12 protein-coding genes and 1 tRNA gene are annotated in these 13,624 nt (G+C 56.0%); 8 read left to right on the forward strand and 5 right to left on the reverse strand.

Features of this window, described 5'->3' with window-relative positions:
* The first annotated feature begins 30 nt into the window (after positions 1–30).
* The 8 genes from ABO_RS02590 to ABO_RS02625 all read left to right on the forward strand — a co-directional run bounded on the left by ABO_RS02590 (position 31) and on the right by ABO_RS02625 (position 7,087).
* Positions 31–117: transfer RNA gene (locus ABO_RS02590), tRNA-Leu, on the forward strand.
* Between the two features lie 89 nt (positions 118–206).
* A complete protein-coding gene (locus tag ABO_RS02595) occupies positions 207–677 on the forward strand; it encodes an RDD family protein (protein WP_011587785.1) in 471 nt (156 codons plus the stop codon).
* A gap of 154 nt (positions 678–831) precedes the next feature.
* Positions 832–1,911 carry a tRNA preQ1(34) S-adenosylmethionine ribosyltransferase-isomerase QueA gene (queA, locus tag ABO_RS02600; protein ID WP_011587786.1) on the forward strand — a complete coding sequence of 360 codons (1,080 nt, stop codon included), beginning with the start codon at positions 832–834 and terminating at the stop codon, positions 1,909–1,911.
* 70 nt (positions 1,912–1,981) lie between these two features.
* Positions 1,982–3,094 carry a tRNA guanosine(34) transglycosylase Tgt gene (tgt, locus tag ABO_RS02605; protein ID WP_035460537.1) on the forward strand — a complete coding sequence of 371 codons (1,113 nt, stop codon included), beginning with the start codon at positions 1,982–1,984 and terminating at the stop codon, positions 3,092–3,094.
* A 23-nt stretch (positions 3,095–3,117) separates the two neighbouring features.
* Positions 3,118–3,480 (forward strand): preprotein translocase subunit YajC, encoded by a 363-nt coding sequence (yajC, locus tag ABO_RS02610; protein ID WP_011587788.1) that lies wholly within the window; start codon positions 3,118–3,120, stop codon positions 3,478–3,480.
* A 184-nt stretch (positions 3,481–3,664) separates the two neighbouring features.
* A complete protein-coding gene (secD, locus tag ABO_RS02615) occupies positions 3,665–5,545 on the forward strand; it encodes a protein translocase subunit SecD (RefSeq protein WP_041704835.1) in 1,881 nt (626 codons plus the stop codon).
* Between the two features lie 7 nt (positions 5,546–5,552).
* Positions 5,553–6,476: a protein translocase subunit SecF gene (gene secF / locus ABO_RS02620; RefSeq protein ID WP_011587790.1), complete on the forward strand. Its 924-nt coding sequence runs from the start codon at positions 5,553–5,555 to the stop codon at positions 6,474–6,476.
* Positions 6,477–6,586: 110 nt separating this feature from the next.
* Entirely contained in the window at positions 6,587–7,087 is a 501-nt protein-coding gene (locus ABO_RS02625; protein WP_011587791.1) for a DUF2059 domain-containing protein, read from the forward strand.
* Between the two features lie 132 nt (positions 7,088–7,219).
* Here the strand turns inward: ABO_RS02625 and ABO_RS02630 are convergent, their stop codons facing one another.
* The 5 genes from ABO_RS02630 to ABO_RS02650 form a co-directional block, all read right to left on the reverse strand.
* Positions 7,220–8,425 (reverse strand): pyridoxal phosphate-dependent aminotransferase, encoded by a 1,206-nt coding sequence (locus tag ABO_RS02630; RefSeq protein ID WP_011587792.1) that lies wholly within the window; start codon positions 8,423–8,425, stop codon positions 7,220–7,222.
* A 16-nt stretch (positions 8,426–8,441) separates the two neighbouring features.
* Positions 8,442–9,863 (reverse strand): amidase, encoded by a 1,422-nt coding sequence (locus ABO_RS02635; protein ID WP_011587793.1) that lies wholly within the window; start codon positions 9,861–9,863, stop codon positions 8,442–8,444.
* Positions 9,864–9,940: 77 nt separating this feature from the next.
* Positions 9,941–10,912 carry a D-2-hydroxyacid dehydrogenase gene (locus tag ABO_RS02640; protein WP_011587794.1) on the reverse strand — a complete coding sequence of 324 codons (972 nt, stop codon included), beginning with the start codon at positions 10,910–10,912 and terminating at the stop codon, positions 9,941–9,943.
* A gap of 99 nt (positions 10,913–11,011) precedes the next feature.
* Entirely contained in the window at positions 11,012–12,259 is a 1,248-nt protein-coding gene (locus ABO_RS02645) for an aspartate aminotransferase family protein (RefSeq protein ID WP_011587795.1), read from the reverse strand.
* A 142-nt stretch (positions 12,260–12,401) separates the two neighbouring features.
* A complete protein-coding gene (locus tag ABO_RS02650) occupies positions 12,402–13,553 on the reverse strand; it encodes an isocitrate/isopropylmalate dehydrogenase family protein (protein ID WP_011587796.1) in 1,152 nt (383 codons plus the stop codon).
* Positions 13,554–13,624: the final 71 nt, after the last annotated feature.

Consider the following 13,624-nt stretch of genomic DNA (forward strand, 5'->3'; position numbering starts at 1 on the left):
TGTGAAGGGCTGGTATACTCGCGCCCCACTGCCAGAGTGGTGGAATTGGTAGACACGACGGATTCAAAATCCGTTGCCTTCACGGGCGTGCCGGTTCAAGTCCGGCCTCTGGTACCAAACAATAAAAAAGCCCGCTTCTAGCGGGCTTTTTTATGTCGGGCGTTTCTGGCCCTCGCTAGCTCAAACAGTCTGCCCAGGAGAGCGTCATGACCGACTATGCCCCGCCCGCTGGTTTGCTTAAACGCTTGATGGCGTTGGTCTATGATGGCTTTCTGGTGTTGGCCTTGTGGTTTGTGACCACGGGTATCTTCGTGTTGGTCTATCCTAAAACAGGGTTGCCAATGGAAGATATAAACGGTGTCACCCGCGCAGCACCGGACTATCTGAAGGGGATCCTGCTGCCCCTGTTGTTGGTGGAAACCTGGTTGTTCTACGCCTGGTTCTGGATGCGCGGAGGACAAACCCTGGGGATGCGAGCCTGGCGGCTGCAGGTGCGCGATTACCGTGGCGGTCCGGTGAAGTTCTGGCAAACCCTGGCACGTTTCTTGGGCGCTTGCCTCTCTTGGAGCTTATTCGGGGCTGGCTATCTGGTGGTGCTGATTGCGCCGCATCAAGCGCTGCACGATCGCTTGTCTGCTACGGCGACGGTGCAGTTACCGAAAAAGTCCAAAACCTGACTGCCTTCTTCATCAAAAATTTAGTAGGGATTACTGAGAAGGTTATGAGCGCTCTAGGTGAATTTTGCGCTTTCTGTAGTGGATACAGGTATTTTTTCCCGGCCGGATAGCGAGTATCCTTGCGGCCCCTTTAATTTCCGTGCCGGTACAGTACGTGAATGTCGACGATTTTGATTTTGAGCTCCCCGACAGGTTAATCGCCCGTCACCCGCCTGCGCAACGCCGTGATGCGCGTTTGTTGGCGCTTACCTGCGATGCGCTTGAGCATCAGCAGTTTCCTGATTTGCTCTCCCATGTGCACCCCGGTGATCTATTGATCTTCAACGATACCCGCGTCATTCCTGCCCGGTTGTTTGGCCAGAAGGAAAGTGGCGGCAAGGTAGAAGTGTTGATAGAGCGAGTGGTGGATGATCATGAAGCGCTTGCCCACGTGCGCGCCTCCAAGTCACCGAAACCCGGTAGCTGGTTGGAATTTGCTAAAGGCATTCGTGCCCAGGTAACAGGGCGCCGGGGTGCTCTGTTTATCCTGCACTTCTCGTTGCCAGGAAACGGCTGTGACACTCTTCTGAGCGCATTGGAACTGATTGGCCATGTGCCACTGCCTCCCTATATCGACCGCCCAGATGAGGACGGTGATATGGAACGCTACCAAACGGTGTATGCTCGCGAGCCGGGGGCTGTTGCGGCTCCGACGGCCGGTCTGCATTTTGATGATGCGATGCTGGCGGCTTTGGAACAGCGCGGGGTTGATATCGGTTTTGTCACTCTTCATGTGGGCGCAGGGACGTTTCAGCCGGTGCGTGTGGATAAAGTGGAAGACCACCATATGCACAGTGAGCGTTACCAGATTCCCGGTTCGCTAGTGGAGCAGGTGGCCCAGGCTCATGCTCGGGGCGGTCGAGTGGTGGCGGTAGGCACTACTGCGCTGCGTGCGCTGGAAGCGGCCAGTCAGTCAGGTGGTTTGCACGCTGGTCAGGGTGAAACGGATATCTTTATTTTTCCTGGTTACCGGTTCCGCTTGGTGGATGCTTTGGTGACCAACTTTCATTTGCCTAAATCGACACTGCTGATGCTGATTAGTGCGTTCGCCGGCCGAGATCGGATCATGGGCGCCTACCGGGCGGCCATTGAGGCCCAATACCGGTTTTTCAGTTATGGCGATGCCATGTTTATTGAGGGAACGCAGCCGGCATCACGCAATACCCAGCACGTGAAAAGCGGAGCTGACGAATGACCAAGATTTCCTTTTTTGGCGTGCTGCGTATTGCGTGGCGCATGCAAGTGAGCGCTTATCCATGTCCCGAATGACGTTCAAGCTCAGCACCACCGACGGTGCTGCCCGCCGTGGTGAAATTACGTTTCCCCGCGGCACCATTCAAACGCCGGCCTTTATGCCGGTAGGCACCTATGGCACGGTGAAAAGCATGCTGCCTAGGGATCTTGCCGATACTGGCGCCGAGATTTGTCTGGGAAACACCTTCCATTTGATGCTGCGCCCGGGCACTGAAGTCATTGAGGCTCACGGTTCCTTGCATGGCTTTATGCAGTGGGACAAACCGATCTTGACGGATTCCGGCGGCTTTCAGGTGTTCAGCCTTGGTGAGATGCGCAAGATTTCCGAGCAGGGCGTGGTGTTCAGAAACCCTATCAATGGTGACAAGGTTGAACTGAGCCCGGAAAAAGCCATGCAGGTACAGCGCTCGCTGGGCAGCGATATCTGCATGATCTTTGATGAATGCACTCCTTTCCCGGCCACTGAAAAACAGGCCCGTGATTCCATGGAGCTGTCCCTGCGCTGGGCGAAGCGCTCAAAAGACGCCCATGAAGGCAATGATGCCGCCTGTTTCGGTATCGTGCAGGGTGGCATGTATGATGATCTGCGCCGCGAATCCCTGGCCGGGCTGGTGGATATTGGCTTTGACGGCTACGCGGTAGGTGGCTTGAGTGTGGGCGAGCCCCAGAACGAGATGTTACGAACGCTGGGTAATCTGACCCCGCATATGCCGGAAGACCACCCCCGTTACTTGATGGGCGTGGGTAAGCCGGATGATATTGTTGAGGCGGTACGCCGGGGGGTGGACATGTTTGATTGCGTGATGCCTACCCGCAATGCCCGCAATGGCCACCTGTTCATCGCCGAAGGGGTGGTGAAAATTCGGAATGCCCGGCACCGCCATGATCTGGCTCCTCTGGAGGCAGAGTGTGACTGTTATACCTGCCAGAATTTCTCCCGCAGCTATTTGCACCATCTGGATCGGTGCAATGAAATGCTGGGCTCCCAGCTCAATACTATCCATAACCTGCGGTATTACCAGCGGTTGATGGCTGGATTGCGGGGGGCCATTGAAGGGGGTACATTGTCCGCCTTTGTGGACGACTTTTATGCAGCCCGAGGTCAACAAACCCCGGCGCTGTAGCTATTTATTGATTGGAGTAATTAATGAACATCGCAATGCGTTCCCTGTTGGCCCTGATGGCTGCGGCCATGGTTTCTCCGGCGTTTGCAGCTCCTGCTGCCCCTGCTGGCCCGGGCGGTGTAGAGCTAATCATGCTGGTAGTGATGATGGTGGTTTTCTATTTCTTCCTGATTCGTCCCCAGCAGAAGCGTGCCAAGGAACACAAAAACTTGGTCCAAAGCTTGAGTAAGGGTGATGAAGTAGTGACCAGTGGCGGTATTCTGGGCAAAGTGGCGAAAGTTACCGATGATTTTGTAGTGGTAGAAATCAGCAACAACCTGGAAATTAAACTGCAGAAAAGCAGCGTTCAGGCGACCCTGCCCAAAGGCACGATTAAATCGATCTAGAAGAACAGCCGCCCCGTCTTGTGCGGGGCCTTTGCTGTTTTTGACGTCAGCAAAATCCAATGTATCGAGCGATTAATTAATCATATACGCCTTGTGGGTTGCTCCGATCAAGGCCCGTTGATGTCTTTTTTAGGCGTTTAATGCACTGTTTATGATTAAGAAATCGGCACTACTGGAAAGAACTATGACCCGCTATCCACGCTGGAAATTTTTCCTGCTTATGGCTGCACTCGTTGTTTGCAGCCTTTATGCGCTTCCTAATTTGTACCCGGATGCGCCTGCGATTCAGATCAGTCATTCCGAGGCTGGTGGCGAAGTGTCGGCTGTGGCTAGGCAGCGCGTATTAAGTGCCCTGGATGCCGCCGGCCTGGCCCATGGAGACGGTGAGGTTGTTGGTAGTTCATTGCTGGTGCGTATGAACGATACCGAAGCTCAGCTTCGCGCCAAGGATATTGCAGCGTCTACTTTGGGCGATAATTATGTGGTGGCGTTGAACTTGGCGGCAACCACTCCTCAGTGGTTGCGTGATATCGGCGCTAGCCCCATGAATTTGGGGTTGGATCTGCGTGGCGGGGTTCACTTCTTGCTGCAGGTGGACATGGATTCGGTGGTGAAGAGCCGCATGGAAGCCTGGGAAGGCACCGCTAAGTTGACCCTGCGTGACGCAGGGGTGCGTTATCGCGAGGTGTCTGTGGATGGCACAACCCTGATCGCCACCTTTGGAGATCAGGTTGCTGCAGATGCAGCGCGGGCGCCATTGCGCCAGGCGCTGGACAAGCTGGCCATGCAACCGGCCGGAGATAGCCCCAGAATTGTTATGACCCTGAACGAAACGGCCCTGAAAGAAATGCAGGACTACGCCGTAGACCAGAACCGCACCGCTTTGAACAAAAGGGTGAACGAACTGGGTGTGGCGGAAGCGGTGGTTCAGCGTCAGGGGGCAGACCGTATCGTAGTGCAGCTGCCAGGCATCCAGGACGCGGCCACCGCGCGTCGGATTTTGGGCCGCACCGCGACGCTGGAGTTTCGTTTGGTGGACAATAGCGTGTCCTCCGCTCGCCTACGTTCTGGCATGGCGCCGCCGGGGTTGGAGTTTTTTCCGTTCAAGGGGCAAGAAGGCCGGATAGTGGCCTTGAACAAGTCCAGCATTGCCACCGGGGATCAGGTGATTGACGCCAAGATGGGCTTTGATCAGCAGAACGGTCAACCGGAAGTCAACGTAACACTGGATTCCGATGGCGCCCGCCGTATGCAGCGTGTTACCGGCAAGAACGTGGGTAACCCCATGGGGGTGCTGTTCATCGAAACCAAGACCGACGTGAAAAAGGTGATCGACGAAGACGGCAACAGCGTTGAGCAGATGACCAGCAGCACTGATAAGTACGTCATCAACGTGGCGACTATTCAGAGCACCCTGGGTAGCCGTTTCCGGATTACCGGGCTGGATAACCCGGCGGAAGCCTCCGAATTGGCACTGCTGCTGCGTGCCGGCTCACTGGCTGCGCCGGTGAGTATCGTTGAAGAGCGTACGGTTGGGCCGAGCTTGGGCGCGGAGAATATTGAAGCGGGCCTTAAGTCCATGGCTTTAGGGCTGGCATTAGTGCTGGCCTTCATGGTGCTTTGGTACAAAGTATTTGGCTTGATTGCTAATGTGGCGCTGCTCGGTAACTTGGTAATCATTGTTGGTGTTATGTCGTTGATTCCCGGCGCTACCATGACTCTGCCGGGTATTGCCGGGATCGTACTGACGGTGGGTATGGCGGTAGACGCTAACGTTCTGATCTTCGAACGTATTCGTGAAGATCTGCGCCGGGGTCTGAGTCCACGCCAGGCTATCGAAGAAGGTTACGCCCGTGCATTTACCACTATTCTTGATGCCAACATTACGACCCTGATTGTGGCGGTGATTTTGTTTGCAGCAGGGACCGGTTCGGTACAGGGTTTTGCGGTGACCTTGTTCATTGGCATCCTCACCTCCATGTTCACGGCGATTATCGGTACCCGTGCCATGGCAGAAATGATTTACGGTCGAGGCGCTCGCGCCCCGAGCAAATTGAGCATCTGAGGCGGTTATGAGTAAAGCACCCATGAACATCAATTTTATGGCCGCCCGCAAACCGCTGGGTGTTCTGTCGCTGGCGTTGGTAATTATTTCCGTCGTATTGTTGCTGACCCGAGGGCTCAACCTGGGCTTGGACTTTACCGGTGGTACGACGGTCGTGGTGAAAAGCCCGACAGATGTGGAGCTGTCCCAAGCCCGTGATGATCTTACTGAGGCCGGCTTCGGCGATGCCGTTGTGCAGCATTACGGCTCACCTAAGGAGGTGAATATCCGTGTTGCACCCAAGGACGATGCGGATGCGGATAAAGTCGGCCAGAATGTCTTCAATGTGCTTAAAGAGCACAATGCAGATCTGGAACTACTGAAAGTAGAGTTTGTTGGTCCTCAGGTGGGTGACGAACTTCGTGATGAATCCGGCACCGCCATGCTATTGGCCCTTGGCTTGATGATGCTGTACGTGTGGTTTCGGTTCTCCAACAAGTTCGGTGTAGCTACCGTACTTGCACTGTTTCACGATGTGATCATTGTGCTGGGGTTGTTTGCACTGATTCAGTGGCCTTTCGACCTGACGGTGCTGGCGGCGGTGCTGGCGCTGATCGGTTACTCGCTTAACGACTCCATCGTGGTGGCTGACCGGATACGGGAAGATTTTCGCAGTACCCGGGAGACGGATCCGGTGGCTATCATTAATGGTGCGGTGAACCAGACCTTTACCCGGACGATTAACACCTCGGTTACTACTTTGCTGGTATTGGTGGCGTTGTACTTCTTTGGTGGCGAAGTGATGCGAGCTTTCTCTGAGGCATTGCTGGTGGGGGTTTTAGTGGGTACCTATTCGTCCATCTATGTGGTGAGCAACATCCTCTTCATGATGAAGGTCAGCAAGGAAGACTTTATGATTCCGGAGCCGGAAGAAGTGGATGAAATGCCGTAACGGTAATGGATCGTTAATAGTGGTTAATCGATAGTGAAAGGCCGTGACGTTGTCACGGCCTTTTTGTTTTTGGGTTGGCGGTGGAAATAGCGCAATAAGTGGAGCAAGCAATGAAAAATTTTTTAACGATAATATTGCTGTCTTTGGTGTCGGTAGCCGTACACGGTGAAGAGCCGGGAGGTAAGGTTGCAGCAGCAAAAGAGGTTTTAGTGGCCAGTAACGCTAAAGCCATTTTTACTGAAGCGCGCAAGCAAATAGAAAGTATGACCGACCAGGCGTTGGCGAAAACAATTCCTGCTGATAAAAAGGGCATGGTGGAACGTTATAAAAAGCGTGTGCAAAGTATTCTTGATGAAGGATTAAATTGGGGCGCCATGGAGGCACAGATGCTGGATATTTATCAACGGACTTTTTCGCAGAAAGAGATGCAGGATATGGCCACCTTCTATCAGTCAGAAAGTGGTCAAGCGATCATGAAAAAGATGCCGAAAGTGATGGCAGAGTCCGTGCAGATTTCCCAGCGGCAAATGCAGCATGTGATGCCGTCCTTGCGGCAAATGTTCTCTGATATGGAAGCTGAGCTGGCTCATACTGAAGTGCAAAAGCAATAAAACTAATGTGGCTGAATAAGAAAGGTTCGGCTGTGTGGCTCCTTCGCTGTGGGGTAAACCGGCATGTGCGAGGGAAAGAATGCAGGCCGGTATGGTATGGCAATTCGCCCAACCCGGCCTGCAGTTTTTAACTCAGCTGAAGTTCTGTTTTTCCATCCAGGGAATAATTCGGCTAAAGGCTTCTTCTATCTGATCCAATGATGTGGAATAACTGATACGTAGGGCATTTCGGCCTGCGTCCCCAAAGGTATCGCCAGAAATAGTACAGACCCCGGTTTCGCGCAGTAATTTCAGGGCCACGTTAGCGCCATCGACCCCTTCCGGTAATGAAGGGAAAAGGTAGAAGGCTCCGTCGGGTTTGTAGCCGGTTAGGTGCGGCGTTTGCTCTACTAGTTCTACCAACCGATCTCGGCGACCTTGATACTCCTCTACCATGCTGTCGATGAATTGATTGCTGCCACGCAGTGCCGCAACGCCGGCCCATTGGCAGGGGGTGTTGGCAACGGTGGTGGTGAACATATGGTAGCGGCGTAGTTTTTTAATCGCCCCTTGGCTGCCAATGAGCCAGCCAACACGCATGCCCGCCATGGAGAAGGTTTTCGAGAAGCTGCTGATGACCATGACATGATCCAAGTCTGGGCAGCTGGAGAGTACGCTAGGGTAATCTTTTCCATCGTAAATTAGATGGTCGTAGACCTCGTCGCTGATCACATGGATGCCACGGTAGGCGGCTTCTTCGACAATGGCGTCAATGGTTTCCCGCGGGTAGATGGTGCCAGTGGGGTTACTGGGTGAGTTAAGGATCACCGCAAAGGTGTTGGGGCCCATGGCATCAATGACCTCCTGCGGATCCAGTTGGTGATTGTTCTCGGCACGGGTGGCAATGCTGCGCACGATGCCGCCGTTCATGCGGATCAGTGGGCCATAGAGCATGAAAGAGGGGTCCGGCACGATGAATTCTCGGCCGGGCGCCGAGGTGGCGGTTAATGCCAGATACAGAGCTTCGGTGGCACCGGTGGTGACTAAGAAGTTTTCCGGCACTAGGGTGCGCTGGTACCGCTTGCTGTAATACTCGGCCAAAGAGTCCAGTAGTTCGGGTAGGCCCGCATCCATGGTGTAACCGGTCTGGCCAGCATAAAGTGCGTCCACCCCGGCCTGAATTACATGCTCTGGCGGTTTGAAATCGGGCTGACCGATGGATAAATGAATGACATCATCCATGTCCGCGGCCAAGTTCACCATACGACGGATACCTGGCACTGGAATGGTCAGCAGGGCCGGGTTCCAGATGGGGTCTTCGCTTTCGTAGAAATCTGTGTCCAGATTGCTGTTTCCCATTAAAGATCTCCTTTCCTTAGGCGCCTTTCAGCAGTTCATCCAGCAGAGGGGGGAGGTGCACAAACGGCTGTGCCTGCTCGAAGGCGTGGCCAGCGGCGAGCACTCGGGCATCGTCGAAGCGGGCCCCCACAATCTGTAGCGCCATGGGTAGGCCATTGCTGCTGAGCCCCAGCGGGACAGACAGGGCTGGCTGACCGGTCATGTTGAAGGGGTAGGTGAAGGGCGTCCATGTGGGCCAACGGGTGCTGGGCCAGTCCACGGGCACTTCCCGGTTGGTGTCGAATGCCTCGATAGGCAGACAGGGGGTGATAAGCAGGTCGTATTTAGTATGGAATAGGGCCATCCGTTCACTCACCGCCATGCGTTCATTCATGGCGCCGAGATAGTCCAACATACTTAGCTTTTCCGCTTTGCTTGCTACTTCGACCAGAGCAGGGTCCATTAGGCTGCGCTGGCGTTCACCTAAGTCGCGCATGGCGTTGGCAGCGCCGCTATAAAATAGGTGACTGAAAGCGGCAAGAGGGTTGCTGAATCCCGGATCCACTTCGCTGACGGTGGCGCCTAAGGATTCGAAAACCCGGGCCGCTTCGCGGGTGGCCTTTTCGATTTCAGGATTGACGTCCACGTAACCTAGGGTGGTACTTAGGGCGATACGCAGACCTTTCATTGGCTGTTGTAGCGCAGCTACATAATCAATGCCGCGGCGCGGCGCGGCTAGGCTGTCGCGGGCGTCAGCCTCACTCATTACGGTCATCATCAACGCGGCATCAGCCACGGAGCGGGTCATAGGACCCGCGTGTGCCAGGGTGCCGAAAGGACTGGCGGGCCAGTGAGGAACTTCGCTGAATGTGGGTTTGTGGCCGACGATGCCGCAGAACCCGGCGGGAATACGGATGGATCCGCCCGCGTCGGTCCCTAGTGCCAGCGGTACCATACCGGCGGATACTGCGGCGGCGCTGCCGCCACTGCTGCCGCCGGAGGTTTTGCTTGGGTCCCAAGGGTTGTTGGTGGGGCCACAAAGGGGGCTGTCAGTAATCCCTTTCCAGCCAAATTCCGGAGTGGTGGTTTTGCCTAGCGGTACGTAGCCATGACGTTCCAGTGCGGCCACGGCGGGGGAGCGCTTTTCCAGCGTGCTGGCCGGGTCGATGGTTTTAGACCCTTTCAGCGTAGGCCACATGGGCGTGAGGAACACGTCTTTGACGGCCACAGGGACGCCGTCGAGAAGGCCTTCAGCGGTGCCGTTCTGGTATCGCTGCTCCGCGTCGCGAGCCCACTGTAAGGTGGTGTCTCGATCAATCAGACACCAGGCGTTGAGTGCCTCATCATGGCGCTCAATATGGTCAAGCAGAGTATTGCAAACCTCCACGGGGGAGAGGGCGCCGGCCTGGTAAGCGGCTTTCAGCGCCTGGGCGCTCATGGTCAGTAGTTCCTTGCTCATCGACGATCCTCCTGATTTTGATACTGCCTGAGTAGGACACCAGGTATAGGCTATACCGCCTTGTCTGGCATTCTGGGTCAGGCATTACTCACATAGCCGTGTTCCTTGTTGACCGGGTTGTCCAGTGGCTGGCCCCGGCGCCAGCGGTGGAAGTTATCGACAAATTGCTGGCCCAAAGCCTGTCGCCAGCCAATAAAATCCCCGGCCATATGGGCGGAAATCATGACATTGGGTTGATCCCACAGTGGGTGGTTGGGGGGGAGTGGTTCTTCTTCAAACACATCCAGTGCCGCGCCGGCTAGCCGGCCTTGCTGTAGGGCGCGCAGCAGAGCCTCCGTGCGCACAATGGGGCCACGCCCCACGTTGACGAGTGCAGCACCGGGCTTCATTTGGCGAAAGGTGGTGTCGTCAAACAAACCATGAGTGTCCGGCGTCAGTGGTGCGGTGATGACAACGTAATCCGCATCGCAGAGCAGGGCAGGCAGATCCTGCTGGCGGTGTACCCGATGAAAGGCACTGTCGTGGCGAGCGTTGCGGGCAGTGCCTACCACCTGCATGCCCATAGCACGCAATAATGTGGCGACTTCCCGGCCAATAGAGCCTGCGCCAACCACCAGTGCATTGGCGCCGCGTAGCATGGCGGTTTCTCGGTGTTGCCAACGGTGTTGAGCTTGCAGCGCAAGGTTGCCGAAGGAGTCTTTGGCGAACATTAGCAAGGCGCCCAGTACATACTCGGCGATGCCGTGGTCGAAGGTGCCACGGGCATTGGTGACCACAATGTCACTGTGCTTGATGGGGTCGATCATTAACGCATCCACACCGGCGCTGGTAGCGTGGACCCACCGCACCGGGCAATCATCTGGCCACACTTCAGCCAGCAGATCGGTGCGAAAATCGGTGACCACCAGAATGTCGGTCTCCAATAGTGCGCGTTCTAACTGCGCAGGTGTTCGTGCTTCCTGAACCCGAGCTAAGCCCTCTAGGGACTCCAACCCAGGCAGGGCGGGTTCATCTTCGGCCAATAGCACGGTGATGGTGGTCTCGGTCATCAGGGCTCCTTTCTCTTGCTACAAGCGGCAACGCGGGGAAAGTCATAGGGACTCCAGAATCTGCGCCCGCGCTTGCTGCTTAGAGCTTGTAGCTGTTTTTCAGGTTTCTTTCAGTGCGGTATCGAATAGCGCGACCGCCTGCTCGATTTCCGCTTCGCTGACGGTGAGTGGTGGCAACCAGCGTACCACCTGCCCGTGGGTGCCACAGCGCAGCATTAGCATGCCGTTGCTTTCGCAATGCTTGAGCAATTTTCCGGCACGCTCCCCGTCGGGCGTGTGTGGGGCGCTGACTATCTCAAGACCCAGCATCAGGCCCATGCCGCGTATTTCATCGATGCAATCGTGCTGTTTTTGCAGACCTTGCAGGTGAGTAAGTAACTGCTGACCGAGAGCGTCTGCGCGGGACACCAGCTGCTCTTTCTCGATCACGTCTAGGGTGGCTAATGCGGCGGCACAGGCCACCGCATTGGCGCCGTAGGTGCCACCCTGAGAGCCGGGGTAACCCTGAGCCATGATCTCCTTACTGGCGGCGATAGCAGACAAAGGGTAGCCGCTGGCTAGGCCTTTAGCAGTGATAATCATGTCTGGCTGAACGGCAAAATGTTCGTGGCTCCAGAACTTGCCGGTGCGACCAAAGCCTGCCTGAATTTCATCTGCAATCAGCAGAATGCCATATTTATCGCAGCGCTCGCGCAGGCCTTTCATGAAGGCAATAGAGGCGGGGTAGTAACCGTACTCCCCCTGCACCGGCTCAATGATCATCGCGGCGGTATCTGCCGGATTGCACTCGGTGATGAAGATATGGTCCAGCTCGTTGAGGCAATCAGTAACGCATTGGTCCATGTCCTGGCCATAGCGATAGGCGTGAGGGAACGGCGCAATACTGACCCCGGCCATCAGCGGTTGCCAACCGGTGCGTACCTTGCTGGTGGAGGTGGTTAGTGATGCGGCGGCGAGGGTGCGACCGTGGAAGCCGCCTCGGAAAGCGATTAAATTGGTGCGCCCGGAGGCCTGGCGGGCCAGGCGAATGGCTGCCTCTACGGATTCGCTGCCAGAGTTGGAAAAAGCGATTGCATCCAAGCCTTTGGGCAAGTGTTCGTAGAGCCGGTCGGTGAGAGTCAGCATGCTGGGGTGGGTTACCGTGGCGTATTGGGCATGCACCAGCTTGGCAACTTGGGCCTGGGTTGCCGCGACTACTTTGGGGTGGCAATGGCCGGTGGAGGTCACGCCGATGCCGGAGGTGAAGTCCAGCCAGCGATTTCCCTGTTCATCGTAGAGCCAGCTTCCTTCACCGCGCTCTGCGCAAATCCCGCTGGATTGAACCAGTAAGGGGGACAAATGACTCATGGTGCCTCCTTTCTCAATTACTCATTGCCGTCGTTGTCTGTTGCGGTGGCCCTTGGTGAACTGTTTTGTCGCCACCTGTGCAACTCTGTGCCAGCGGAGCGTGGAATACGCCTCGCGGGTAAATTCACGTTACTGGTTGATGTTACTGGGCCAGCAATGCATAAAGCCGTTGTCCTGTTTCCAGCGTTCCTTTCTCTTGTCTGTGCTGTGGCGAAGTGTCTCCTTCCTTCGCCAAGTCTGCGTTCACTGTGTCATGCAGATGTTGTGCCGCATTGCCCAATGCCGGGTGGTGGTGGGCCAGCCATTCCAGCGTCATAGCTAAGCTGAGCAGGGTTGCGCGGGGGTCCGCCAGGTTTTTTCCCGCGATATCCGGGGCACTGCCGTGCACCGGCTCAAACAGGGCGGGGATGCTGCCGTCTTCCGGGTTGAGATTGGCGGACGGCGCTAGCCCTGGACCGCCACAGAGTACCGCGGCCAAGTCGGTGAGAATGTCTCCATGCAGGTTGCTGGCCACCACCACATCAAAACGCCAAGGGCATTGCACGAATTTCATGCAGGCGGCATCCACCAGCTCATGGTGGGTGTCCACATCGGGGTATTCCCGAGCCAAGCGTAGGAAGGTTTCGGTGTACAGGTCGCCCCAGAATGGTTGGGCATTGCGTTTGGTGATCAAACATACCTGGGCGGACTTTTCATCTTTGAAATGCCGAGGAATGGGGCGTTGCTTGGCCCGCTGGCGAGCCCGTTCGAATGCATGGCGAATCAATCGTTCGGTAGCAGAGGCGGTGAACACTTCCACTTGGGTGGCCACCTCGTGAGGAGTGCCGGCTCGCAGACGACCGCCCTGATTACTGTATTCGCCTTCGCTGTTTTCGCGAATCACCAGCATGTCTACATCGTTGGCACGCGGGTCGCTGAGATATTGGGGAGCACCGGGCTGCCAGCGGGCGGGGCGCTCACAGGCCCACAGGTCCAGTTGTTTGCGCAAGGCCAGCAGCGGTGACAGGGAAATACTGTCGGGGAGTACAAAACGATCCGGGGCGTCTAGCGGCCCGGGGTCGCCCAGAGCACCTAGTATAATGGCATCAAAGCTTCGAAGCTGCTTTACGCCGTCTTCCGGCATCATGTGCCCGTGCTGTTGGTGCCAAGCGTGGGAGGGCCAAGGAAAGGAGGTGTAGGTCAACGGTAACTGAAAGCGATCGATCAGCAGGGTTAGAGCGTGTTCGGCTACGGCCATAACTTCAGGGCCGATGCCGTCGCCGGGGAGCAGGGCGATGTTTAGCCGTTTCGTCATCCTTAACTCCTATTTATGCTTCAAGCTGCAACACGAGGGTAGGTATGAGCAATGCCAGATTCCTGAGCCCG

Source organism: Alcanivorax borkumensis SK2 (assembly GCF_000009365.1).
Lineage (GTDB): Bacteria > Pseudomonadota > Gammaproteobacteria > Pseudomonadales > Alcanivoracaceae > Alcanivorax > Alcanivorax borkumensis.